Raw genomic sequence first — 21,363 nt, 5'->3', positions numbered from 1 at the left:
TTCAACGTCCTTTCAGGTAGGGCAGAATCGCCGCCGCGGCCTTGTCCGCCGTGTCCTGGCGCAACTGCAGATGCATGTCCGTAAAGGTCCGTTCGAGCTCGGCCACGCGCGCCTTGTCCGACAACCAGCCGTCAAGGGCGTCGGCTAGCGCCTGGGGCGTGGCGGCGTCCTGCAGCACTTCGGGCACCACTTCGCGTCCGGCCAGCACGTTGGGCAGCCCAACCCACGGCAGGTAGGCCATCCGCTTCATTAGGCGGAAGGACCATTTGCCGATCTTGTAGGTGATCACCATCGGTCGCTTGAGCAGCGCCGCCTCCAGCGTCGCCGTACCGCTCGCCACCAGCACCACGTCGGCCGCGATCATTGCCTCGACCGAATGGCCGAACAGGATGCGGATTGGCAGATCCATGTGGGCATGGCGCCGCAAGGCGTCTTCGAACAGCACGCGGGTCTCGCGGGTTGCCAGCGGCACCAGAAAACGGGCGTCCGGATGACGGGCATGCAGCAACGCCGCGGTGGCGATATAGGTGTCCGCCAGGTTTCGCACTTCCGACTGGCGACTACCCGGCAGAAACGCGAAGACCGGCCCGCCGGGCGAGATCTGCAGCATCTCCCGCGTGCCCTCGCGATCGGGCACCAGCGGGAAGACGTCGGCCAGCGGGTGGCCCACGTAGGTCACCGGCACCCCGGCGGTCCGGTAGATCTCGGGTTCGAACGGGAACAGGCACAGCATATGGCTGACGGCCCGCGCGATGCCCTTCAGACGCCCCCGCCGCCAGGCCCAGATGGATGGGCTGACAAAGTGGATCGCCGGGATGCCCTTGTCCTTCAGGCGCTTCTCGAGCCACAGACTGAAATCCGGCGCATCCACACCAATGAAGGCCGCTGGCGGATTCTTGACCAGCATGTCCCGCAACTCGCGGCGGATGCCCGACAGCTCCCGGTAGTTCTTGAGGGCGTCCACGTAGCCGTGGACCGACAGCTTCTCCGCAGGCCACAAGGCCTGGAAACCCACCGCCTGCATTTTGGGACCACCGATGCCGAAGAACTCGGCGTCGGGAAGATGGCGCTTGAGCGCCTTGATCAGGTGACTGGCCAGGAGGTCGCTGGAGGCCTCACCGGCCACCATGGCAATCCGCACTGCCATGGATCAGCGAACGATGCCGCGCCCGGACTCGGCGATGAAATCGGAAAACTCCTGAAGTTCAGGGATCTGCGCGGCAGCCTCGGCGATCTGGCGACGCGCTTCGTCGAGGGTCAGGCCATTGCGATAGAGGGTCTTGTAGGCCCGCTTGATGGCCATGATGCCTTCGCTCGAATAACCCCGACGCTTGAGCCCCTCGCTGTTGATGCCGTGCGGCGCAGCCGGATTGCCGGACACGGTTACAAAGGGCGGCAGGTCCTGCAACAGCACCGTACCGACGCCGCAGAAACTGTGCGCGCCGACGCGGACAAACTGGTGCACGCCAGTGAAGCCCCCCAGGATCGCCCAGTCACCCACCGACACATGACCGGCCAGCGTCGCGTTGTTGGCGAAGATGGTGTTGTTGCCGACGACGCAGTCATGAGCCACATGCACATAGGCCATGATCCAGTTGTCGTTGCCGACGCGGGTCAGTCCGCCGTCCTGCACGGTGCCGGTGCTGAAACTGCAGAATTCACGGATCGTGTTGCGGTCGCCGATCTCCAGCCGAGTCGGCTCGTTGGCGTACTTCTTGTCCTGGGGCTCGGAACCGATCGAACAGAACTGGAAGATCCGGTTGTCGCGACCGATGCGGGTATACCCCTCGATCACCACATGGGGACCGATGTGGGTTCCTTCGCCGATCTCGACGTGTTCGCCGATGATCGAGTACGGCCCGACCTGCACCCCTTCGGCGAGGCGTGCCCCCGGATGAACGATGGCAGTCGGGTGGATCGTCATCGCTTAATCGCACACATGAAGTCGGCTTCCGTGGCCAGCTCGCCAGCCACCTTGGCGGTGCCCTTGAACTTCCAGATGTTGCGCATCACGCGCACGATCTCGGCTTCCAGCACGAGCTGGTCGCCCGGCACCACCGGACGCTTGAAGCGCACGTTGTCCACGGAAGCGAAATACACCATCGCGTTCTCGTCCGGCACCGTACCGTCGGTCTTGAAAGCCAGCACCGCGGCGGCCTGGGCCAGCGCCTCGATGATCAGCACACCCGGCATCACCGGGTTGTGCGGAAAATGGCCCGGGAAGAATGGCTCATTGACAGTCACGTTCTTCAGGCCCACGACGCGCTTGCCCACTTCCAGCTCGGTGATGCGATCAACCAGCAGGAAGGGATAGCGGTGCGGGATATAACGCTTGATTTCGTTGATGTCGATGATTTCGCTCATGATTTCTTTTCCATTTCGGCGAGCTTCTTCTCCAGCTCGCGCACCCGCTCCGCCATCGCATCGAGGCGACGGAGATGGGCAAAATTCCGGACCCAGTCCGCATGCGGTTGCAGCGGAATCATGGCCGTATAGACGCCAGCCTTGTCGAGGGTCTTGGTCACATTGGTGTCGGCAGAGATCACCACGTCGTCGGCCACTTCCAAGTGGCCCGAGAAACCGGCCTTGCCACCCACCATCACCCGCTTTCCAACGCGCGTGCTGCCCGCCAGGCCGGCCATCGCGGCCATGATGGTGTCGTCCCCCACATGGCAGTTATGGGCCACATGGATGAGGTTGTCCAGCTTCACGCCATTGCCGACGATAGTGTCGTCCAGCGCACCGCGGTCAATCGTCGTGTTGGCGCCGATCTCCACATCGTCGCCCAGCACCACGCGGCCGATCTGCGGGATCTTGACCCAGTGCTTGTCGGCATCCCGCGCAAAACCCAGCCCATCGGCGCCAATGACCGAGCCGGAATGCAGGATGGCCCGCGCGCCGATGACGCAGTTGTCGTAGATCTTCACGCCAGGATGCAGCAGGGAACCCGCGCCAATGTGCACACCATCGGCAATCAGGCAACCGGCGCCGATCACGCAACTTTCGCCGATCACGCAGTTCTCGCCGATCACTGCATTGGGGCCGACGGATACCGAAGCCGGCAACGTGGACGCCACTACAGCGCTGGCATGCACGCCGACCGGCGCCTGCTTGGGCGGATTGAAGAGCTGCGCGACGCGCGCGAAATACAGATACGGATCGGCCGTCAGAATGCGCGGGCGCTCGGTGAGCCCGGAAGCCTTCGGCGACAAGATGAATGCGGAGGCCTTGCTCGTTGCCAGCGACGCCCCGAGCTTGGGGTTGGACAGGAAGGCCAGCTCGCCTTCCCGGGCCGCTTCGATCGAAGCAATCTGTCGAACGACAACGGCCGGATCGCCGACGAGTTCGCCGCCGAGCCGGCTTACCAGCTCGCCAAGGGAGAATTCCATTGGCGACCGCTTACTTGGCTTCGCTCAGCGCCTTGATCACCTTGTCGGTGATGTCGATGCGCGGGCTGGCGTATACCGCCTCCTGGAAGATGATGTCGTACTTCTCGGCCTCGGCAATCTGCTTGATCGTCTTGTTGGCACGATCCAGCACGCCAGCGAGTTCCTCGTTGCGGCGCTGGTTGAGATCTTCACGGAACTCGCGCTGCTTGCGCTGGAAATCCCGGTTGAGCTCGTTGAACTCGCGCTCCTTGTTGCGGCGCTCAGCCTCGCCCAACGTCACGCCATTCTTCTCGAGGCCCTCCTGCATGCCCTGGAGCTGCTTGGCCATGCGTTGCAGTTCCTGATCACGCTTCTCGAATTCCTTTTCCAGCTTCTGCTGGGCCTTCTTGGCAGGCGTCGCTTCCTTCATCACGCGGTCGGAATTGACGAAACCGACCCTCACCTCGGCCGCAGCCGTCTGCGCGAACGCAGCGAGCATGACTGCTGCCAGTGCGGACAAACCAATACCTTTCACTCAAACCTCCATCTGCTTGCCACGCGGCAACAATCAGAACACCGTACCCAACTGGAACTGGAATTTCTGCGTCTTGTCGCCTTCTTTTTTCTTGAGCGCATCACCCAGGCTGAACTTCAAGGGACCCACCGGGGAACTCCAGGAGAACGCCAAGCCCGCACTGTAACGCAAATCCGAAGCCTGCACCTTTTCGTCGGCTCCCCAGACGTTGCCCACGTCGGCAAACAGCGACAGGCGCATGGACTTGTCCTTGCCGGAACCCGGCATCGGGAAGTAATACTCGGCATTACCGATGACGCGGCGGTTACCGCCGAGCGCACGGACATAGCCCGACGAATCCGTGTAGTGCGGGCCCAGCGTGCTCTGCTGATAACCACGCACCGAACCGATACCACCGGCGTAGAAGTTCTTGTAGAACGGCAGCTCCTTGCCGTCGTAGCCATGTGCGTAGCCGACATCGCCGTTCAGCATCAGCGCGTAGCCACCACCAAACGGAATCCAGTACTGATGCTGGTAGTTGGCGCGGATGTAGCGCATATCGAGCGCAGGCGTCGCGATTTCCACCGAGGCACGCTGATAGACGCCGGAGGTCGGATACACGAAGCTGTCACGCCGGTCGCGGGACCAACCGATGGTCGCCAGCAAACTCTTGGCCGTGTCGCCGAAGGTGTTCACGAAACCGACGTAGGGCGACGGACTCGAATCGTAGACCTTGATCGAGGTCTGATCGACAGCCAGACCGAAGTTGATCCGGTCATCCTCCGCAATCGGATAGCCGAAGCGGATGCCTGCGCCGATGGACGAACTCTTGTAGGTCGCCACCGACAGCGAGGTCGGATCCACATTGCGCTGGTAGATATCCCAGCCGATACTGACGCCGTCGATCGTCCAGTAAGGATTGGTAAAGGACAGTGCGATTGTCTTGTTGATGCGGCCGGTATTCATCTGCAGCGTCATCGCATTACCCGTACCGAACAGGTTCTGCTGGGAGATCGACGCCGACAGGATCACCTTTTCGGAGCTGGAGAAACCGGCACCGAGCATCAGGTTGCCGGTCGCCCGTTCCTTGACCGTGAAATTGGCATCCACCTGATCGGTAGAGCCAGGGACGGCCGGGGTCTCGATGGTCACTTCATCGAAATAACCGAGACGATCCAGGCGCACCTTGGAGCGGTTGAGTGCTTCGCCGTCATACCACGCGCCTTCCATCTGACGCATTTCACGCCGGATCACCTCATCGCGGGTCCGCGCATTGCCGGCGAAATTGATCTTGCGCACATACACGCGGCGGCCCGGATCGACGAATACCGTGAATGCAACCGTGCGCTTGGCCTTGTCCACCTCGGGCGCCGCATTCACGTTGGCAAACGCGTAGCCGGCATTACCAAGCCGGTCGGTGATTGCCTTGGTCGTCGCGGTGACGTTGTCACGCACGAAGGTATCGCCGGCCTTCAGCTTCACGAGCTTCTGCAACTCAGCCTCGGGCACCACCATGTTCCCCGCCAGCTTGACGTCGGAAACGGTGTACTTTTCACCTTCAGTCACACTCAAGGTGATGTAGATGTCCTTCTTGTCCGGCGTGATGGACACCTGCGTCGAATCGACAGTGAAATCAAGGTAGCCACGGTTCAGATAGTAGGAACGCAGCGTCTCGATGTCGGCGGACAGCTTCTGCTTGGAGTACTGGTCGCTCTTCGAATACCAGGTCATCCAGCCCGGTGTCGTCAGGGAGAACAGCTCCAGCAGCTCTTTCTCCTTGAAAACCTGGTTGCCGATGACGCTGATCTGGCGAATCTTGGCTGCGTCACCTTCGACGACGTTGAAGTTCACGCCGACGCGGTTTCGCTCCAACGGTGTGACGGTCGTCGTGATCTGTACGCCGTATAGCCCCTTGGAAAGATACTGACGCTTCAACTCCTGCTCGGCGCGCTCAAGCACCGCACGGTCGAAAATACGGGACTCAGCAAGGCCAACTTCCTTGAGGCCTTTCTTCAGCGCGTCCTTGTCGAACTCCTTGATGCCGACGAAATCGACCTGGGCGATGGCCGGACGCTCATCGAGGACGACAACGATGACATCGTTATCCACCTCGATCCTGACATCCTTGAAGAAACCCGTGGCGAACAGCGCCTTGATGGCCTGGGAAGCCTTATCGTCCGAGAAGCGCTCGCCGACCTTGACAGGCAGGTAACTGAAAACAGTCCCGGCCTCGGTCCGCTGAATCCCTTCAACACGAATATCTTTGACAACGAATGGCTCGAAGGCCAAGGCGGGCGATGCCACGAAAAGTGCGGCGATCAGCCCGGGAAGAAGCTTGGAATTCATCCGATTTCAGCTAGCAACAAGGCGGTTGATGTCGTTGTAGAAGGCAAAAGCCATTAGCGCCGCCAGCAGAGCCATTCCAATCTGCTGACCGATTTCCATAACCCGCTCGGAAACCGGGCCGCCCTTGATGATCTCGATCACATAATACAACAAGTGCCCACCATCGAGCACCGGAACGGGCAGCAGGTTCAAGACGCCGAGACTGATGCTGATCAAGGCCAGAAACTTGATGTAATGAGCCCAGCCCATCTTCGCCGACTGACCCGCAAAATCGGCAATCGTCACCGGACCACTCAGATTTTTGACGGAAACGTCGCCGACGATCATGCGTCCCAGCATCGAAACGCTCAACGCGGCGGTATCCCAGGTCTGGGCCACCCCCTTGACGAACGCATCGATAAAATCATAGCGGACGATGGTGAACATAAGATCACGGCGGATATCCGCATCGGCCACCGCGACACCGATCCTCCCGATGGTCCGCCCTTTTTCCTCAACCGAGCTGGATACGACCTTCAAGACCAAGGACACATTGTCGCGCAGCACTTCGAATTCCAGTTCGGCCCCCGGTGCGTCACGAACCGTCTCAACCAGATCACCCCAGCCACCAATCCGCTTGCCACCGATGCGGAGAACCCGGTCTCCGCTTTTCAGGCCAGCCCGCTCGGCAGCCCCCCCCGCACTCAGGGCACCGAGCACTGCTGGCACATTCGGTCGATAGAGGCTGAGCCCGAGCTGGACACTAATGTCTTGCTCCCCCTGGTCCACATGGACACCGGCCATGTCCAACTGGCGAAAGGCGATCTCGTCCTTGAAATTGATCGTTTCCACCGTGACGGCGCGCCGCTCGAAGACATGCTGCAGCAACTGCAAGCGGAGCTCCTGCCAGGTTGCCACCGGCTGACCATCCACCGAGCGCACCAACTCACCATCCGTGAAACCCGAGCGCTCCGCGGCACTGGCGGCGGCAGGAACACCGAGGCGAGGCCGCAGCTCTTCCACGCCGCTGGAATACAGCCCCCAGTACAAGGCGATCGCCAGCACGAGATTGGCCAGTGGCCCGGCCGCAACGATGGCGATGCGACGCCAGACGGTCTGCCGGTTGAACGCCCGATGCAACTCGTCATCGGCGACCGGCGCCTCGCGCTCGTCGAGCATCTTGACGTAACCGCCCAGCGGAAACGCCGACAGCGCCCACTCGGTACGATCCCGCCCGCCACGCCAGACCAGTAGCGGCTTGCCGAAACCAAGCGAGAAGCGCAAAACCTTCACACCGCACAAGCGGGCGACGATGTAGTGCCCGAACTCGTGTACGACGATCAGAATACCCAGCGCCACTGCAAAGGGGATGAGGTAGTCCAGCAGGCTCATATATTGTCAGTGGGCAGCCCGCTCGACGAAACGAGCCGCGCACTCGCGAGCCCGACGATCCGCCTCGAGGACCACGTCCAGGGAATCAGCGTCCTGAGCTTCGATAGTGTCGAGAGTAGCCGCAATGATGCCGGCAATCCGATCGAACCCCAGCCTGCCGTCGAGGAAGCTCGCCACTGCAACCTCGTTGGCGGCATTCAATACCGCCGGCGCAATCCCACCTTCACGAAGCACCCGATATGCGTGCCCCAGACACGGGAAGCGCTGAAAATCCGGCCGTTGAAAATCAAGACGCCCGATCTCGAACAGATTCAGCGGCTTCACGCCGGCTTCGATACGCTCCGGATACGCCATTGCATGGGCAATAGGCGTGCGCATGTCCGGATTACCGAGCTGAGCCAGCACCGAACCATCCGCATAGGCGACCAGCGAGTGGATCACGCTCTGAGGATGAATCACGACCTCGATACGGTCGGCCGACGCGCCAAACAGCCAATAGGCCTCGATGACCTCCAGCCCCTTGTTCATCATCGTCGCCGAATCGACCGAAATCTTGCGCCCCATCACCCAGTTCGGGTGGGCACACGCCATTTCGGGTGTCACCGCGGCCAGCTCGTCAATGGGCTTGTTGAGAAAAGGCCCGCCGGAAGCCGTCAGCAGGATGCGGGTCACGCCACTACCATCCAGGCCGCGCTCGAACCCCGCGGGGAGCCCCTGGAAAATCGCGTTGTGCTCGCTGTCGATGGGCAGCAGGCTCGCCCCCCCCGCTGCCACCTCCTGCATGAACAGTGCCCCGGACATCACCAGGGCTTCCTTGTTGGCCAGCAGGATCCGCTTTCCGCTACGTGCCGCAGCAAGTGCAGGCGGCAGGCCCGCCGCACCGACAATGGCTGCCATGACCATGTCGACCTCGGGTGCCGAGGCGACCTCGACCAGCGCCTCGCGGCCGGACAGCACTTCGGTGCAACAACCTTCGCGCTCCAGCATCGCCTGCAGACGCAGTGCATCATCGGCGCTTGCCACGACCGCGTAGGCCGGACGATGCTCGAGACACTGGACCAGCAGCTTGTCCACCTGCCGATGTGCCGTCAATGCAAAAACGCCGTAACGATCCGGGTGACGCGCAACGACGTCGAGCGTGCTGACGCCGATGGAGCCCGTCGCCCCCAGCACGGTTATGAGCTTTTTCCCTTGAATCATGATCCTTATCGTGCCATCCAGAGGGCAATCAGCGCGACGACCGGCAACGTGGAGGTCAGGCTATCGATCCGGTCGAGAACCCCTCCGTGGCCCGGCAGCAAAGTCCCGCTATCCTTCACGCCAGCCTGACGCTTGACGAGAGACTCGAACAGATCACCAATGATGCTGAGCGCCGTAAAGCCCACCAACAGCAGGGCCACTGGCAACAACCCAAGCCCTTTGACAGAACCCCAATAGGAAATGCAGGCAAGGCCATACAGCGTGACTGCGGTCACGGCGCCGTAGGCGCCCTCCCAGCTCTTGCCGGGACTGATGGATGGCGCCAGCTTGCGCCTGCCAAAAGCCCGCCCGACGAAATAGGCGGAAATGTCAGCGATCCATACCGCAGCCATGACTCCGAGCAACAGCCACGGACTGAGCAGCCGGAGATGCGCGATGGCGAGGCTGGGCGGCACCAACAGCACACAACCGATCAAAGGTGCCGCGGCACTCTCCGGCAAGCGCCATTTGGCGCGCAGCCAGAACGGCACACACAGCAACCAGAAGAGCGCACCGACCGCATAGATCGGCTCTAGCGCAAACGGCGCAACTGTCGCCTCCAGGTGCAGTCCCGCAACGAACCCCATGGCGAGACACAGCCCCCCCAGCAGCAACGCGTACAAGCGCTTTCGCAAGGCAGAAAACCCGAGCATGGAAGCCCACTCGGTTGCTGCGAGTGCACAGATCAATGCTGAAAAGACAAGCCAGCCGACAGCGGGCAGCAAGAAGAGAGCCGACAGCAAGCCCGCCAGCAGGACGAGCGCGGTAATTACCCGCGCTTTAAGCATGACCGGGAACGGAGGAGTCTGGCCCGCCAGAGACGACCTGCTCGCTGGTGCGCCCGAAACGGCGCTCCCTCTGCTGATAGGACAGGATCGCTTCGTCCAGCGCAGCCTCCCCGAACTCGGGCCAGAGCTTGTCAGTGAAATAGAGTTCCGAGTAAGCCAACTGCCACAGCATGAAGTTACTAATACGCTGCTCGCCACCGGTACGAATGAAAAGATCCGGCTCAGGACAGAAGCTCAGGGCCAGGTGCGGCGCGAGATCGTCTTCAGAGAATCCACTCGTTACGCCAGGAGAAGAAGCCAGCATCTTCTCGACGGCCTGCAAAACATCCCAGCGCCCGCCGTAATTCGCGCAGATGGTCAGATGCATGCCCGTATTGGCCGCCGTGAGAGTCTCAGAATCACGGATCAGATCCACCAGCGGCTTGTCGAAACCGGCCAGATCGCCGACGACACGCAGACGCATGTTGTTGCGGTGAATACGCTCAATTTCCAGCTTGAGCGACTTCACGAACAACTGCATCAGAAACGAAACCTCGTCCTTGGGACGACGCCAGTTTTCCGAACTGAATGCAAAGACCGTGAGGTATTCAACTCCGCGATCCAGACAGGTCCGGATGACTTCCCGCAAGGCATCGACACCCTTCGCATGGCCTGCAACCCGTGGCATCAGGCGCTTTCGCGCCCAACGTCCGTTGCCGTCCATGATGATGGCGATATGCCGCGGAATTTTCGCTGCCTCGGGTACACCCCGCGTGGAGCTGAGAAAGGGCAATCGCACCATGATCCGTCCGTCTGAAGGAGAGCGGAAAAAAATCCGACCGTGAAGGTCAGATCTGCATCAGTTCTTGTTCTTTCTGAGCGAGCAGCTTGTCGATTTCGACGATCGCCTTGTCGGTCAGCTTTTGAACGTCATCCTGAGTACGACGCTCATCGTCTTCGGAAATCGTCTTCGCCTTGACGGCATCCTTCAGCGATGCATTGGCGTCACGGCGCAGATTGCGCACCGCAACCTTTGTACTTTCGCCTTCGTGCTTGACGACTTTGATCAGTTCCTTGCGACGCTCTTCGGTCAGAGGCGGCATCGGCACGCGGATGATTTCACCCTGCGACGCCGGGTTCAGACCGAGGTCCGAATCACGAATAGCTTTCTCGACCTTGCCAACCATCGGCTTTTCCCAAGGCTGGACACCGATTGTGCGAGCATCGATCAGCGTGATATTCGCGACCTGATTGATCGGCACGGGATTGCCATAATAATCGACCATCACATGGTCCAGAATCCCTGCATGCGCACGACCAGTACGCACTTTGGCGAGATCCTGCTTGAGCGCATCGATGGACTTCTGCATCTTGAGCTCGGTCGTTTTCTTCAGCTCTGGAATCATCACTTTTTCCTCAGCAATAAACCAGCGTACCTTCGTCTTCACCGAGAACGACGCGCTTCAGCGCGCCACTCTTGAAAAGGCTGAAGACATTGATCGGCAAACGCTGGTCACGGCACAGCGCAAACGCCGTCGCATCCATCACCGCCAGATTGCGTGCGATGGCCTCGTCGAACGAAATCTTGTGGAAGCGGGTCGCGGACGGATCCTTCTTGGGATCGGCCGTGTAGATTCCATCAACCTTGGTGGCCTTGAGCACGATATCCGCACCGATTTCGGAGCCACGCAGTGCAGCTGCCGTATCGGTCGTAAAGAACGGATTGCCGGTACCGGCACCAAAGATGACCACCCGCCCTTCTTCGAGGTAGCGGATTGCCTTTCCACGGATATACGGCTCGACCACCTGGTCGATACGCAGCGCGGACTGAACTCGAGCATTGACCCCGGCGGCGCGGAACGCGTCGCCGAGAGCCATTGCGTTCATGACGGTGGCCAGCATCCCCATGTAGTCGGCAGTCGCGCGATCCATACCGGTCGCGGCGCCCGCCATCCCACGGAAGATGTTCCCGCCGCCAATCACAACCCCTACCTCGACACCGATGCGTGTAACTTCCACCACATCACTGACGATCCGGGTCACCACCTCCTGGTTGATGCCATAAGCATCATCACCCATTAGGGCCTCACCGGAAAGCTTGAGGAGAATGCGCTTGTAAGCGGGCTGGCTCATCGTCCTGTCACCTTTCTTACTTCTGGGCAGCGGCAGCAGCCTGCGCGGCCACTTCAGCAGCGAAGTCGGTAACCTTCTTCTCGATGCCTTCACCCACGATGTACAGGGTGAAGCCAGCGACGGAAGCGCCCTTCGCCTTCAGCAGCTGAGCGATGGTCTGCTTGCCGTCCTCAGCCTTCACGAAGACCTGATCCAGCAGCGTGACATCCTTCAGGAACTTCTGCACGGTGCCTTCGGCGATCTTCTCGAGCATGGCTTCCGGCTTGCCGGCTTCACGGGCCTTCTCGATGGCGATACGACGCTCGACGTCCAGCAGCTCGGCAGGCACGCCGGAGGCATCCAAGGACTTCGGCTTGGAAGCGGCGACGTGCATGGCGATATCCTTCGCCAAGGCTTCGTCACCACCAACGAGGTCGATCAGCACGCCGATCTTGGAACCACCGTGGATGTAGCTGGCGACAGCGCCCTTGGCATCGATACGGGAGAAACGACGAATGGTCATGTTCTCACCGATCTTGCCAACCAGCGCCTTACGGGTTTCCTCGACGCTCAGACCATTGATCTCAAGCGCGGAGAGAGCTTCCACATCGGCCGGGTTCTTGGTGGCAACCAGTTCGGCGAGATTCTTGGTCAGGGCCAGGAAATCGTCATTCTTGGCGACGAAGTCGGTCTCACAGTTCACTTCGACGATGGCGCCCAGCTTAGCGTCACCGGAAATATACACACCGACAATACCTTCAGCGGTCACGCGGGCGGCAGCCTTGGAGGCCTTGTTACCCAGCTTGACGCGCAGGATCTCTTCGGCCTTGTCCATGTCGCCAGCAGCTTCGGCGAGGGCCTTCTTGCACTCCATCATCGGCGCGTCGGTCTTCTCGCGCAGTTCCTTGACCATGCTTGCGGTGATTTCCGCCATGCTTGCTCCTAATAACTATTTGATCGGATTCGACGAAAATCAGGCCTGCTCTTCAGCGCCGTCTTCCACTTCGACGAAGTCGTCGGAACCGGCAGCCACGATTTCCTGGATCACTTGGTTCTTACCCTCCAGAACCGCATCGGCAACGCCACGGGCGTACAGACGGATTGCACGGGAGGAGTCGTCGTTACCCGGAATCACGAAATCGACGCCTTCGGGAGTGTGGTTGGTATCGACAACAGCCACGACCGGGATGCCCAGCTTGTTGGCTTCGGTGATCGCGATCTTGTGGTAGCCGACGTCGATAACGAACAGGGCGTCCGGCAGGCCGCCCAGATCCTTGATACCGCCAAGGCTCTTCTGCAGCTTTTCGAGTTCGCGGGAGGCCAGCAGGGCTTCCTTCTTGGACAGACGCTCGACGGAGCCGTCTTCGACCATGGCTTCCATGTCCTTCAGACGCTTGATGGAAACCTTGACGGTCTTGAAGTTGGTCAACATGCCGCCGAGCCAGCGCTCGTCGACGTAAGGCATGCCGGCACGACGGGCCTCTTCGGCAACGATTTCACGCGCCTGGCGCTTGGTGCCGACGAACAGGATGTTGCCGCGATTGGCTGCCAGCTTGCGCACGAAATCCATGGCCTCGTTGTACTTGACGAGGGTCTTCTCGAGGTTGACGATATGGATCTTGTTGCGCTGACCGAAGATGAAGGGAGCCATCTTCGGATTCCAGAAACGGGTTTGGTGACCAAAGTGAACGCCCGCTTCGAGCATTTGACGCATGGTGACAGACATTTTCTACTCCAATACTGAGGTTTAACCGCCGCCCGACCTGCCGTGCAGCCTTTCTGCAAAACGGCTCCGCTTTGAATCCATAACCAGGACTCACAAACCCCAAAGGGTCAGGCGTGTGAATTTTGTCTAACATCAAATTAGACAAGCCTCCGAGTATATCAGCATTTGTGGAGCCCTCTCAAGACCGCCCCTGCACAGCTTCGCACTTCCACGGCAATCCGTGCATTGCCCACGAATTCGGCTTGAGCTAGCCTAATAGGCCTGAAACCCAACAAAATCTGCCTCCATGAGCGTCTCCATAAAAACACCCGAAGAAATCGAAAAGATGCGCATCGCGGGCCGACTGGGCTCGGAAGTCCTGGACTACATCACCCCCTTCGTCAAGCCTGGCATCACCACCGCCGAACTCGACAAGCTGTGCCATGACTACATGGTAGATGTACAAGGTTGCATTCCTGCGCCGCTTAATTACTGCCCCCCTGGCTACAAGCCCTACCCCAAGTCGATCTGCACGTCGATCAACCACCAGGTCTGCCACGGAGTCCCGAGCGACAAGGCTCTCAAGAAGGGGGACATCGTCAATCTGGATATCACCGTCATCAAGGACGGCTACCACGGTGACACCAGCCGCATGTTCATCGTTGGCGATGCCGGCATCCTCGCGAAGCGACTGTGCAATATTACCTATGAATGCCTGTGGCTCGGCATCGCGCAAGTGAAGCCAGGTGCCCATCTCGGGGATATTGGTCACGCGATTCAGACCCACGCCGAAAAAAATGGCTTCTCGGTGGTTCGCGAATTCTGCGGGCATGGCATCGGCGCCAGTTTCCACGAAGACCCCCAGGTGCTTCATTACGGCAAGCCCGGAACGGGCCTGGAGTTGCTGCCCGGCATGATCTTCACGATCGAACCGATGATCAACGCCGGCAAGGCAGCCATCTCCGAACTTCCTGACGGCTGGACCATCGTCACCCGCGACCGCAGCCTGTCGGCCCAATGGGAACACATGCTGCTCGTCACCGAGACAGGCGTCGAGGTCCTGACCCTCTCTGCGGGCTCCCCCGCCCGTCCGGACATCGTCGCCCACCTCCTGCCCTGAGCATCCGCCCGAACATGCCCGAAACTGCCTCCATCATTCCACTCGACGCCGCCAGGGAACTCATCGCCCGCTACAAGGGCCGCCTGAAGGCCGGCAGCGAGGCCCTGCGCGCCGCCTATGAGGCCCGGCCGCTGACCGACCCCATCCTCAAGGGCCGCTCCCATCTGGTAGACGGTGTGTTGCTGGACCTATGGAAGGACTTCGGTCTGCCCGCGTCGGCCACTCTGGTTGCCGTAGGCGGTTACGGGCGAGGGGAACTCTTCCCCTGTTCGGACGTGGACCTGCTGTTCCTGCTCGAAGACCAGCCGGACGAGGATCTGCAGGAGCGCCTGACCCAGATGATCGGCCTGCTGTGGGACGTCGGCCTGGACATCGGCCACAGCGTGCGGACCGAAGCGGAGTGCCTCGAGGAGGCCGCTCTCGACGTGACGGTGATGACCAACCTGCTGGAGGCCCGCTTCCTGTGCGGCAACCGGGCCCTGTATGAACAGTTCGAGCAGCATCTGCGGGAACGGCTCAACCCTGGCCAGTTCTTCAAGGCCAAGCGCCTGGAGCAGGAGCAGCGTTACACGCGCCACAACGAAACGCCCTACTCCCTCGAGCCCAACTGCAAGGAAAGCCCCGGCGGCCTGCGCGACCTGCAACTCATCGGCTGGGTCAGCCGCGCGGCGGGATTCGGCACTCACTGGCGCGATCTTGCGAAACACAGCCTGATCACCGACGAAGAAGCCACCGAGTTGCGCGAGGTGGAGCGCTTCCTTCAGCACACACGGATCCGCCTGCACCACATCACCGGCCGCCGCGAAGATCGCCTGCTGTTCGACCACCAGGACAAGCTCGCCCGCCAGTTCGGCTACGAATCCAACGACGTGCGCCGGGCCTCCGAAGTCTTCATGCAGGAGTACTACCGGACGGCCAAGAAGGTCACCCAGCTCAACACCATCCTGCTGCTGAACTTCGGCGTCGAGTTTTTCCCCAACCGCTACCCGGCCGCGATCAACATCAACGAGCGCTTTCAGTGCGTGCGCGAGCTGCTGGACGTGCGCGACGAGGGCGTCTTCGACCGCCACCCGAGCGCCCTGCTCGAGTGCTTCCTGCTGCTCGAACAGCGCTCGGAGCTGAAGGGCATGACGGCCCGCACGCTGCGCGCCTTGTGGCGCGGGCGCAAGCTGATCAATGCGGAGTTCCGCCAGAACCCCGCCAACAAGGCGTTGTTCCTGCGCCTGCTACAGCAGAAACGCGGCGTCGTGCATGAACTGCGGCGCATGAATCAGTACGGCATCCTGAGCTTCTACCTGCCCGCCTGGCGACGCATCGTCGGCCAGATGCAGCACGATCTCTTCCACGTCTATACGGTGGATCAGCACATCCTGCAGGTGCTGCGCAACGTCCGTCGCTTCGTGGTGGCCGAACATGCCCACGAATACCCGCTACTGACGCGCCTTTGCACCAGCTTCGAGAAGCCATGGCTGATCTACATCGCCGCACTCTTCCATGACATCGCCAAAGGCCGCGGCGGCGACCACTCCAAACTCGGCATGAAGGACGCCCGGGACTTCTGCGAATCCCACGGCCTGGAGCCGGCGGATACCGATCTCGTGGAATGGCTCGTCGAGCACCACCTGTCCATGTCCAATGTCGCGCAGAAGCAGGATTTGTCCGACCTGGACGTCATCCGCCGCTTCGCCGCGCTGGTCAAGAGCGAACGCAACCTGACCGCGCTGTACATCCTGACCCACGCTGACATTCGCGGCACCAGCCCCAAGGTCTGGAACGGCTGGAAGGGCAAGCTGCTCGAGGATCTGTTCTTCACCACCCAGCGCCTGCTCCGCGGCGCGACGCCGCAGCAGGCCCTGGGTACGCCAATCCGCCAGGACGACGCCCGCAACCTGCTGCGTTACTACGGCCTGCGCCCTGGCACCGAAGACGCCCTGTGGGACCAGCTCGACACCGTTTACTTCCTGCGCCACGACCCGGAAGAAATCGCCTGGCACGCGCGCATGCTGTACTACCGCGTGGAAGCGGGCGAACCGGTCGTCAAGGCCCGCCTCAGCCATGTGGGCGAAGGCTTGCAAGTCATGGTCTATATGCAGGATCAGCGCGACCTGTTCATGCGCCTATGCGGCTTCTTCGCGCGCCTCGGCTTCACCATCGCCGACGCCAAGATTCACACGACCCGCCATGGCTACGCGCTCGACAGCTTCGTGCTGCTCGACCCGGGCCAGGAAGAAGTGCATTACCGCGACCTGATCAACCTGCTGGAGCACGACCTCACCGAGCGCCTGCGCACTAACGCGCCGGTGGATCAGCCCGCCAACGGCCGCCTGTCACGGGAAGTGAAACATTTCCCGATCACACCGGAAGTCAGCATCCGACCGGACGAACGCGGCCAGCACTTCATCATGTCGGTCACCGCCGCAGACCGCCCCGGCCTGCTGTTCGGCGTTGCCGAAACGCTGACCCACTACGGCATCAACCTTCACACCGCCAAGATCGCCACGCTCGGCGAACGCGTCGAGGATACCTTCCTGATCAGCGGCCCCGGCCTGACCCAGGACGCCCAGGTGCTGAAGATCGAATCGGACCTGCTGGAAAAGCTGGCCGTCTGAGCGATGCGCGGCCGGCGCTCAGTCGTCGGCCGCCACCGAACCATCCGGAAACAGCACATCGGTAAACCCGAAGCGGGAAAAATCGCGAACCCGCGCCGGATACAGCACACCGTCCAGGTGATCACATTCATGCTGCACCACGCGGGCGTGGAAGCCGCTCGCCAGCCGATCGATCGCCCTCCCGTGCTCGTCGAACCCGCTATAACGCAGCTGCGTCCAGCGCGGCACCCAGCCCCGCAAGCCCGGAACTGACAGACAACCTTCCCAGCCGCCCTCCTCGTCCTCGCCCTGCGGGGTCAGGATCGGGTTGATCAACACCGTATCCGGCACAGCCGATGCGTCCGGATACCGCGGGCTCGGACCACCACCGAAGATCACGACACGCAGGTCGACGCCGATCTGCGGCGCCGCAATGCCCGCACCGCTCAGGTGCCGCATCGTGTCGCGCATGTCGGCAATCAGCGCCGCCAGTTCGGGAGTCCCGAAGGCCTCCACGGGCCTCGACACCTTCAGCAGGCGCGGATCACCCATGCGCAGAACGTCGCGGATCATGCTTCGCAAATGTGGTCGAGAACGCGCCGCACACGGCCCATGGCTTCGCGCAGCACCACGTCGATGCTGTCGAAACAGATACCGCCGGCGCTGCTGGCACGCCCAGCTGCGAAATTGGCCACCACGTTGATCGCCGCATAGGGAATGCCGAGTTCACGAGCCAGCGCGGCCTCAGGCATGCCCGTCATGCCCACAAGATCGGCACCGTCTCGCTCCAGGCGGTTGATCTCGGCCGCGGTCTCGAGGCGCGGCCCCTGGGTTGCTGCGTAGACAGCACCATCAATGAGCGTTTCACCCGCCGCGGCACCTGCTGCAAGAATGCGTCGGCGCAGCGCAGCGTCGTACGGCTCGGTGAAGTCGATATGCACGACAGGTTCTTCGGAGCTATCGTGGAAAGTGCTCTTGCGTCCCCAGGTGTAGTCGATGATCTGGTCAGGAACGATCAGCGTGCCCGGGCACAGGTCCGCCCGGATGCCACCAACCGAGGCCACCGAAATGATCGCATCCACCTTGGCCTGATGCAGTGCCCACAGGTTAGCCTGATAGTTCACCCGATGGGGCGGAATAGTATGGCCATAGCCGTGACGGGCCAGGAATACAACCGGACGATTGCACAAACGCCCAAAGGTCAGCGCTCCGGAAGGCTCACCATAGGGCGTGCGAACCACCTCCCTGCGGATCAGATCCAGGCTCGCCAGTTGGGTCAATCCACTACCGCCAATAATCGCCAGCATGCCGGCCGCTCCTCAAAAATCCGTGTTGGCTGCGCATCTTAGCACGCCCCCAGACCGGGTCTGTCGATGCTGCATCGCGCAAGACATGCTAAAATACCGGTTTATTCAAGCACTTCCGGTGTCCAACCCCATGTCCCGTTCCATCCGCAACATCGCCATCATTGCCCACGTTGACCACGGCAAGACCACCCTCGTCGACCAACTCCTGCGCCAATCCGGTACGTTCCGTGACAACCAGCAGGTCAACGAACGAGTGATGGACAGCAACGACATCGAAAAGGAACGGGGCATCACCATCCTGTCGAAGAACTGTGCAATCCAGTACGGTGACACCCACATCAACATCGTCGACACCCCGGGACACGCCGACTTCGGCGGCGAAGTGGAACGTGTGCTGTCCATGGTCGATAGCGTTCTGCTGCTCGTTGATTCGGTCGAAGGCCCGATGCCCCAGACTCGCTTCGTGACTCGCAAGGCACTCGCCCTGGGTCTCAAGCCGATCGTCGTGATCAACAAGATCGACCGTCCGGGTGCTCGTCCCGACTGGGTCATCAACCACACCTTCGACCTGTTCGACAAGCTCGGCGCTACCGACGAACAGCTCGACTTCCCGATCATCTACGCCTCCGGCCTGAACGGCTTCGCGATGGAAAACCTCGAAGACGAGCGCAAGGACATGCGCCCGCTGTTCGAAGCCATCCTCAAGCACGTGCCGGCCCCCGAAGTGGATGCCGACGGCCCCCTGCAGATGCAGATCTGCTCCCTCGACTATTCCACCTACATGGGCCAGATCGGCATCGGCCGCATCAAGCGCGGCCGCATCAAGCCCAACCAGGAACTCGTCGTGATGTACGGCGAAGAGAACCGCGGCAAGGGCAAGGTTTCCCAGATCCTGACCTTCAAGGGCCTGGAGCGCTCCCCCGCCGAGGTGGCCGAGGCCGGCGACATCGTGCTGGTGGCCGGTATCCAGCAGGTCAACATCGGCGTGACCCTGTGCGACCCAGACTGTCTGGAAGGCATGACCCCGATCGCCGTGGACGAGCCCACCCTGACCATGAACTTCATGGTCAACAGCTCCCCGCTGGCCGGCCGTGAAGGCAAGTTCGTCACCAGCCGCCAGATCCGCGAGCGTCTTGAGAAGGAACTCCTCAAGAACGTCGCCCTGCGCGTGAACTTCACCAACGACTCCGACACCTTCGAAGTGTCCGGCCGCGGCGAACTGCACCTCACCATCCTCCTCGAAAACATGCGCCGTGAAGGCTACGAAATGGCCGTCGGCCGTCCGCGCGTGGTGTTCAAGGAGATCGACGGCGTCAAGTGCGAACCGTACGAAATGCTCACCGTCGATGTGGAAGAAGAACACCAGGGCGGCGTGATGGAAGAACTCGGTCGCCGTCGTGGTGAGTTGCAGGACATGGCGCCGGACGGCAAGGGTCGCGTGCGCCTCGAGTACCGCATCCCGGCCCGTGGCCTGATCGGCTTCCAGGGCGAGTTCCTGACCATGACCCGCGGCACCGGCCTAGCCAGCCACGTCTTCGACGACTATAGCCCGATGGCCGGCGCCATGGCCGAGCGACGCAACGGCGTGCTGATCTCCCAGAACGACGGCGAAGCCGTGGCCTACGCCCTGTGGAACCTGCAGGATCGCGGCCGCATGTTCGTGAGCCCGGGCGACGCCCTGTACGAAGGCATGATCATCGGCATCCACACCCGCGACAACGACTTGGTGGTGAACCCGATCAAGGGCAAGCAGCTCACCAACGTCCGTGCTTCCGGTACCGACGAAGCCGTCCGTCTGATCAACCCGATTCAACTGACCCTCGAATCCGCCATCGAATTCATCGCCGATGACGAAATCGTGGAAATCACGCCGAAGTCCATCCGCCTGCGCAAGCGCTTCCTGAAGGAACACGAGCGCAAGCGTGCAGCCCGCGACGACGCGTAATTACGCCTCGACTGCCGGCACCATGCCGGCAGTGCAATAAAAAAGCGCAACTCGCCATGAGTTGCGCTTTTTTTATCCCGTCGATCCGATGCCGGATCAGCGGATCACGCTTGCCGCGAAGCCAGGAAAGCCGCGAACTCCGTGCCCACTTCCGCGTGACGCAGACCGAGCTCGACCGTCGCCTGCAGATAGCCCAGTTTGGAACCGCAATCGTAGCGAACGCCCTTGAACTGGTAAGCCAGCACCGCCTCCTCCTTCAGCAAGGACGCGATGGCATCGGTAAGTTGCAGTTCGCCACCAGCACCCGGCTTGAGCTGGCGCAGATGCTCGAAGATCCGCCCGGTCAGGATGTAGCGGCCGATCACCGCCTGCGTGGACGGCGCTTCTTCAGGCTTCGGCTTCTCGACGATGCCGGTCACGCGCTGGAGTTCGCCACTATCCCTCTCGGTACTCACGATGCCGTACTGCCGGGTCTGATCCGGCGCCACGTTCATCACCCCGAGCACAGAGCAGCGATGGTAGTTGAAGACATCGGTCATTTGCTTCAACACCGGCGCCTGGTCCTGGGAATCGAGCAGGTCGTCGGCCAGTAGCACCGCGAAGGGCTCGTCGCCGACCACCGGCGCGGCGCACAGCACCGCGTGGCCCAGGCCGAGCGCCTCGGCCTGACGGATGTAGATGCAATTGACGTGGGACGGCACGGTGTCCCGCACGATCTTCAGCAATTCGGTTTTGCCGCGCATCTCCAGTTCGGTCTCAAGCTCATAGGCCTTGTCGAAATGATCCTCGATGGCGCGCTTGGAGCGTCCGGTGATGAACACCAGGTCGGTCACCCCGGCCGCCACGGCCTCTTCCACCGCGTACTGGATCAGCGGCTTGTCGACGATCGGCATCATTTCCTTCGGGCTGGCCTTGGTCGCCGGCAGGAAGCGACTCCCCAGACCCGCGACGGGAAACACCGCCTTCGTTACTTTCTTCATC

The 21,363-nt window shown here is 61.3% G+C and carries 20 protein-coding genes; 3 read left to right on the top strand and 17 right to left on the bottom strand.

Annotated elements, in window-relative coordinates:
• Position 1: 1 nt before the first annotated feature.
• The 14 genes from lpxB to rpsB all read right to left on the bottom strand — a co-directional run bounded on the left by lpxB (position 2) and on the right by rpsB (position 13,443).
• On the bottom strand, positions 2-1,147 hold the full coding sequence (gene lpxB, locus AC1PQG_RS08425; protein ID WP_481122142.1) for a lipid-A-disaccharide synthase: 1,146 nt from the start codon (positions 1,145-1,147) through the stop codon (positions 2-4).
• A 3-nt stretch (positions 1,148-1,150) separates the two neighbouring features.
• Positions 1,151-1,924 carry an acyl-ACP--UDP-N-acetylglucosamine O-acyltransferase gene (gene lpxA, locus AC1PQG_RS08420; protein WP_481122141.1) on the bottom strand — a complete coding sequence of 258 codons (774 nt, stop codon included), beginning with the start codon at positions 1,922-1,924 and terminating at the stop codon, positions 1,151-1,153.
• On the bottom strand, positions 1,921-2,352 hold the full coding sequence (gene fabZ, locus AC1PQG_RS08415; protein ID WP_481122986.1) for a 3-hydroxyacyl-ACP dehydratase FabZ: 432 nt from the start codon (positions 2,350-2,352) through the stop codon (positions 1,921-1,923). The genes lpxA and fabZ overlap by 4 nt, the downstream gene beginning before the upstream one ends.
• Positions 2,353-2,360: 8 nt before the next feature.
• Positions 2,361-3,389, bottom strand: a complete 1,029-nt coding sequence (gene lpxD / locus AC1PQG_RS08410) for a UDP-3-O-(3-hydroxymyristoyl)glucosamine N-acyltransferase (RefSeq protein ID WP_481122140.1) — start codon at positions 3,387-3,389, stop codon at positions 2,361-2,363.
• Between the two features lie 10 nt (positions 3,390-3,399).
• Complete coding sequence (locus AC1PQG_RS08405) at positions 3,400-3,867, bottom strand: OmpH/Skp family outer membrane protein (RefSeq protein WP_481122985.1); 468 nt, start codon at positions 3,865-3,867, stop codon at positions 3,400-3,402.
• Between the two features lie 69 nt (positions 3,868-3,936).
• Positions 3,937-6,228 carry an outer membrane protein assembly factor BamA gene (gene bamA / locus AC1PQG_RS08400; RefSeq protein ID WP_481122139.1) on the bottom strand — a complete coding sequence of 764 codons (2,292 nt, stop codon included), beginning with the start codon at positions 6,226-6,228 and terminating at the stop codon, positions 3,937-3,939.
• A 6-nt stretch (positions 6,229-6,234) separates the two neighbouring features.
• Entirely contained in the window at positions 6,235-7,599 is a 1,365-nt protein-coding gene (gene rseP / locus AC1PQG_RS08395; protein WP_481122138.1) for an RIP metalloprotease RseP, read from the bottom strand.
• A 6-nt stretch (positions 7,600-7,605) separates the two neighbouring features.
• Positions 7,606-8,799, bottom strand: a complete 1,194-nt coding sequence (gene ispC, locus AC1PQG_RS08390; RefSeq protein ID WP_481122137.1) for a 1-deoxy-D-xylulose-5-phosphate reductoisomerase — start codon at positions 8,797-8,799, stop codon at positions 7,606-7,608.
• A 5-nt stretch (positions 8,800-8,804) separates the two neighbouring features.
• Complete coding sequence (locus AC1PQG_RS08385) at positions 8,805-9,626, bottom strand: phosphatidate cytidylyltransferase (RefSeq protein ID WP_481122136.1); 822 nt, start codon at positions 9,624-9,626, stop codon at positions 8,805-8,807.
• The gene (gene uppS / locus AC1PQG_RS08380; RefSeq protein WP_481122135.1) at positions 9,619-10,407 is read right to left on the bottom strand and encodes a polyprenyl diphosphate synthase; all 789 of its coding nucleotides are present in this window, start codon (positions 10,405-10,407) and stop codon (positions 9,619-9,621) included. The genes AC1PQG_RS08385 and uppS overlap by 8 nt, the downstream gene beginning before the upstream one ends.
• A 46-nt stretch (positions 10,408-10,453) precedes the next feature.
• Positions 10,454-11,011 (bottom strand): ribosome recycling factor, encoded by a 558-nt coding sequence (gene frr / locus AC1PQG_RS08375; RefSeq protein WP_481122134.1) that lies wholly within the window; start codon positions 11,009-11,011, stop codon positions 10,454-10,456.
• 10 nt (positions 11,012-11,021) lie between these two features.
• Positions 11,022-11,738 carry a UMP kinase gene (pyrH, locus tag AC1PQG_RS08370; protein ID WP_481122133.1) on the bottom strand — a complete coding sequence of 239 codons (717 nt, stop codon included), beginning with the start codon at positions 11,736-11,738 and terminating at the stop codon, positions 11,022-11,024.
• Positions 11,739-11,754: 16 nt separating this feature from the next.
• Complete coding sequence (gene tsf / locus AC1PQG_RS08365; protein WP_481122132.1) at positions 11,755-12,651, bottom strand: translation elongation factor Ts; 897 nt, start codon at positions 12,649-12,651, stop codon at positions 11,755-11,757.
• 39 nt (positions 12,652-12,690) lie between these two features.
• On the bottom strand, positions 12,691-13,443 hold the full coding sequence (gene rpsB / locus AC1PQG_RS08360; protein WP_374482885.1) for a 30S ribosomal protein S2: 753 nt from the start codon (positions 13,441-13,443) through the stop codon (positions 12,691-12,693).
• A 286-nt stretch (positions 13,444-13,729) separates the two neighbouring features.
• Between rpsB and map the strand changes: the two genes are divergently transcribed.
• Complete coding sequence (map, locus tag AC1PQG_RS08355) at positions 13,730-14,542, top strand: type I methionyl aminopeptidase (protein ID WP_481122131.1); 813 nt, start codon at positions 13,730-13,732, stop codon at positions 14,540-14,542.
• Positions 14,543-14,556: 14 nt separating this feature from the next.
• Positions 14,557-17,151, top strand: coding sequence for a [protein-PII] uridylyltransferase (locus AC1PQG_RS08350; protein ID WP_481122130.1), 2,595 nt, complete (start codon positions 14,557-14,559; stop codon positions 17,149-17,151).
• Positions 17,152-17,169: 18 nt separating this feature from the next.
• Here the strand turns inward: AC1PQG_RS08350 and def are convergent, their stop codons facing one another.
• Both def and AC1PQG_RS08340 read right to left on the bottom strand, forming a co-directional pair.
• Entirely contained in the window at positions 17,170-17,703 is a 534-nt protein-coding gene (gene def, locus AC1PQG_RS08345; RefSeq protein WP_481122129.1) for a peptide deformylase, read from the bottom strand.
• Positions 17,700-18,437, bottom strand: a complete 738-nt coding sequence (locus AC1PQG_RS08340; RefSeq protein ID WP_481122128.1) for an S-methyl-5'-thioinosine phosphorylase — start codon at positions 18,435-18,437, stop codon at positions 17,700-17,702. Before AC1PQG_RS08340 ends, def begins: the two co-directional genes overlap by 4 nt.
• A 130-nt stretch (positions 18,438-18,567) precedes the next feature.
• On the opposite strand from AC1PQG_RS08340, the gene typA reads away from it, so the two are divergent.
• Positions 18,568-20,382, top strand: a complete 1,815-nt coding sequence (gene typA, locus AC1PQG_RS08335) for a translational GTPase TypA (protein ID WP_481114810.1) — start codon at positions 18,568-18,570, stop codon at positions 20,380-20,382.
• A 104-nt stretch (positions 20,383-20,486) separates the two neighbouring features.
• On the opposite strand, the gene galU is transcribed toward typA, so the two are convergent.
• Positions 20,487-21,362, bottom strand: coding sequence for a UTP--glucose-1-phosphate uridylyltransferase GalU (gene galU, locus AC1PQG_RS08330; RefSeq protein ID WP_481122127.1), 876 nt, complete (start codon positions 21,360-21,362; stop codon positions 20,487-20,489).
• Position 21,363: the final 1 nt, after the last annotated feature.

The sequence above is a fragment of the Zoogloea sp. GDB6 genome (genome assembly GCF_056724105.1).
This window is presented reverse-complemented; position numbering and strand designations above follow the sequence as displayed.

What these genes read in the sequence shown, in the direction of transcription:
- lpxB (WP_481122142.1), bottom strand. Translation starts at nt 1,147, where the DNA reads ATGGCAGTGCGGATTGCCATGGTGGCCGGTGAGGCCTCCAGCGACCTC.
- lpxA (WP_481122141.1), bottom strand. Translation starts at nt 1,924, where the DNA reads ATGACGATCCACCCGACTGCCATCGTTCATCCGGGGGCACGCCTCGCC.
- lpxD (WP_481122140.1), bottom strand. Translation starts at nt 3,389, where the DNA reads ATGGAATTCTCCCTTGGCGAGCTGGTAAGCCGGCTCGGCGGCGAACTC.
- AC1PQG_RS08405 (WP_481122985.1), bottom strand. Translation starts at nt 3,867, where the DNA reads ATGCTCGCTGCGTTCGCGCAGACGGCTGCGGCCGAGGTGAGGGTCGGT.
- bamA (WP_481122139.1), bottom strand. Translation starts at nt 6,228, where the DNA reads ATGAATTCCAAGCTTCTTCCCGGGCTGATCGCCGCACTTTTCGTGGCA.
- rseP (WP_481122138.1), bottom strand. Translation starts at nt 7,599, where the DNA reads ATGAGCCTGCTGGACTACCTCATCCCCTTTGCAGTGGCGCTGGGTATT.
- ispC (WP_481122137.1), bottom strand. Translation starts at nt 8,799, where the DNA reads ATGATTCAAGGGAAAAAGCTCATAACCGTGCTGGGGGCGACGGGCTCC.
- AC1PQG_RS08385 (WP_481122136.1), bottom strand. Translation starts at nt 9,626, where the DNA reads ATGCTTAAAGCGCGGGTAATTACCGCGCTCGTCCTGCTGGCGGGCTTG.
- uppS (WP_481122135.1), bottom strand. Translation starts at nt 10,407, where the DNA reads ATGGTGCGATTGCCCTTTCTCAGCTCCACGCGGGGTGTACCCGAGGCA.
- frr (WP_481122134.1), bottom strand. Translation starts at nt 11,011, where the DNA reads ATGATTCCAGAGCTGAAGAAAACGACCGAGCTCAAGATGCAGAAGTCC.
- pyrH (WP_481122133.1), bottom strand. Translation starts at nt 11,738, where the DNA reads ATGAGCCAGCCCGCTTACAAGCGCATTCTCCTCAAGCTTTCCGGTGAG.
- tsf (WP_481122132.1), bottom strand. Translation starts at nt 12,651, where the DNA reads ATGGCGGAAATCACCGCAAGCATGGTCAAGGAACTGCGCGAGAAGACC.
- rpsB (WP_374482885.1), bottom strand. Translation starts at nt 13,443, where the DNA reads ATGTCTGTCACCATGCGTCAAATGCTCGAAGCGGGCGTTCACTTTGGT.
- map (WP_481122131.1), top strand. Translation starts at nt 13,730, where the DNA reads ATGAGCGTCTCCATAAAAACACCCGAAGAAATCGAAAAGATGCGCATC.
- AC1PQG_RS08350 (WP_481122130.1), top strand. Translation starts at nt 14,557, where the DNA reads ATGCCCGAAACTGCCTCCATCATTCCACTCGACGCCGCCAGGGAACTC.
- def (WP_481122129.1), bottom strand. Translation starts at nt 17,703, where the DNA reads ATGATCCGCGACGTTCTGCGCATGGGTGATCCGCGCCTGCTGAAGGTG.
- AC1PQG_RS08340 (WP_481122128.1), bottom strand. Translation starts at nt 18,437, where the DNA reads ATGCTGGCGATTATTGGCGGTAGTGGATTGACCCAACTGGCGAGCCTG.
- typA (WP_481114810.1), top strand. Translation starts at nt 18,568, where the DNA reads ATGTCCCGTTCCATCCGCAACATCGCCATCATTGCCCACGTTGACCAC.
- galU (WP_481122127.1), bottom strand. Translation starts at nt 21,362, where the DNA reads ATGAAGAAAGTAACGAAGGCGGTGTTTCCCGTCGCGGGTCTGGGGAGT.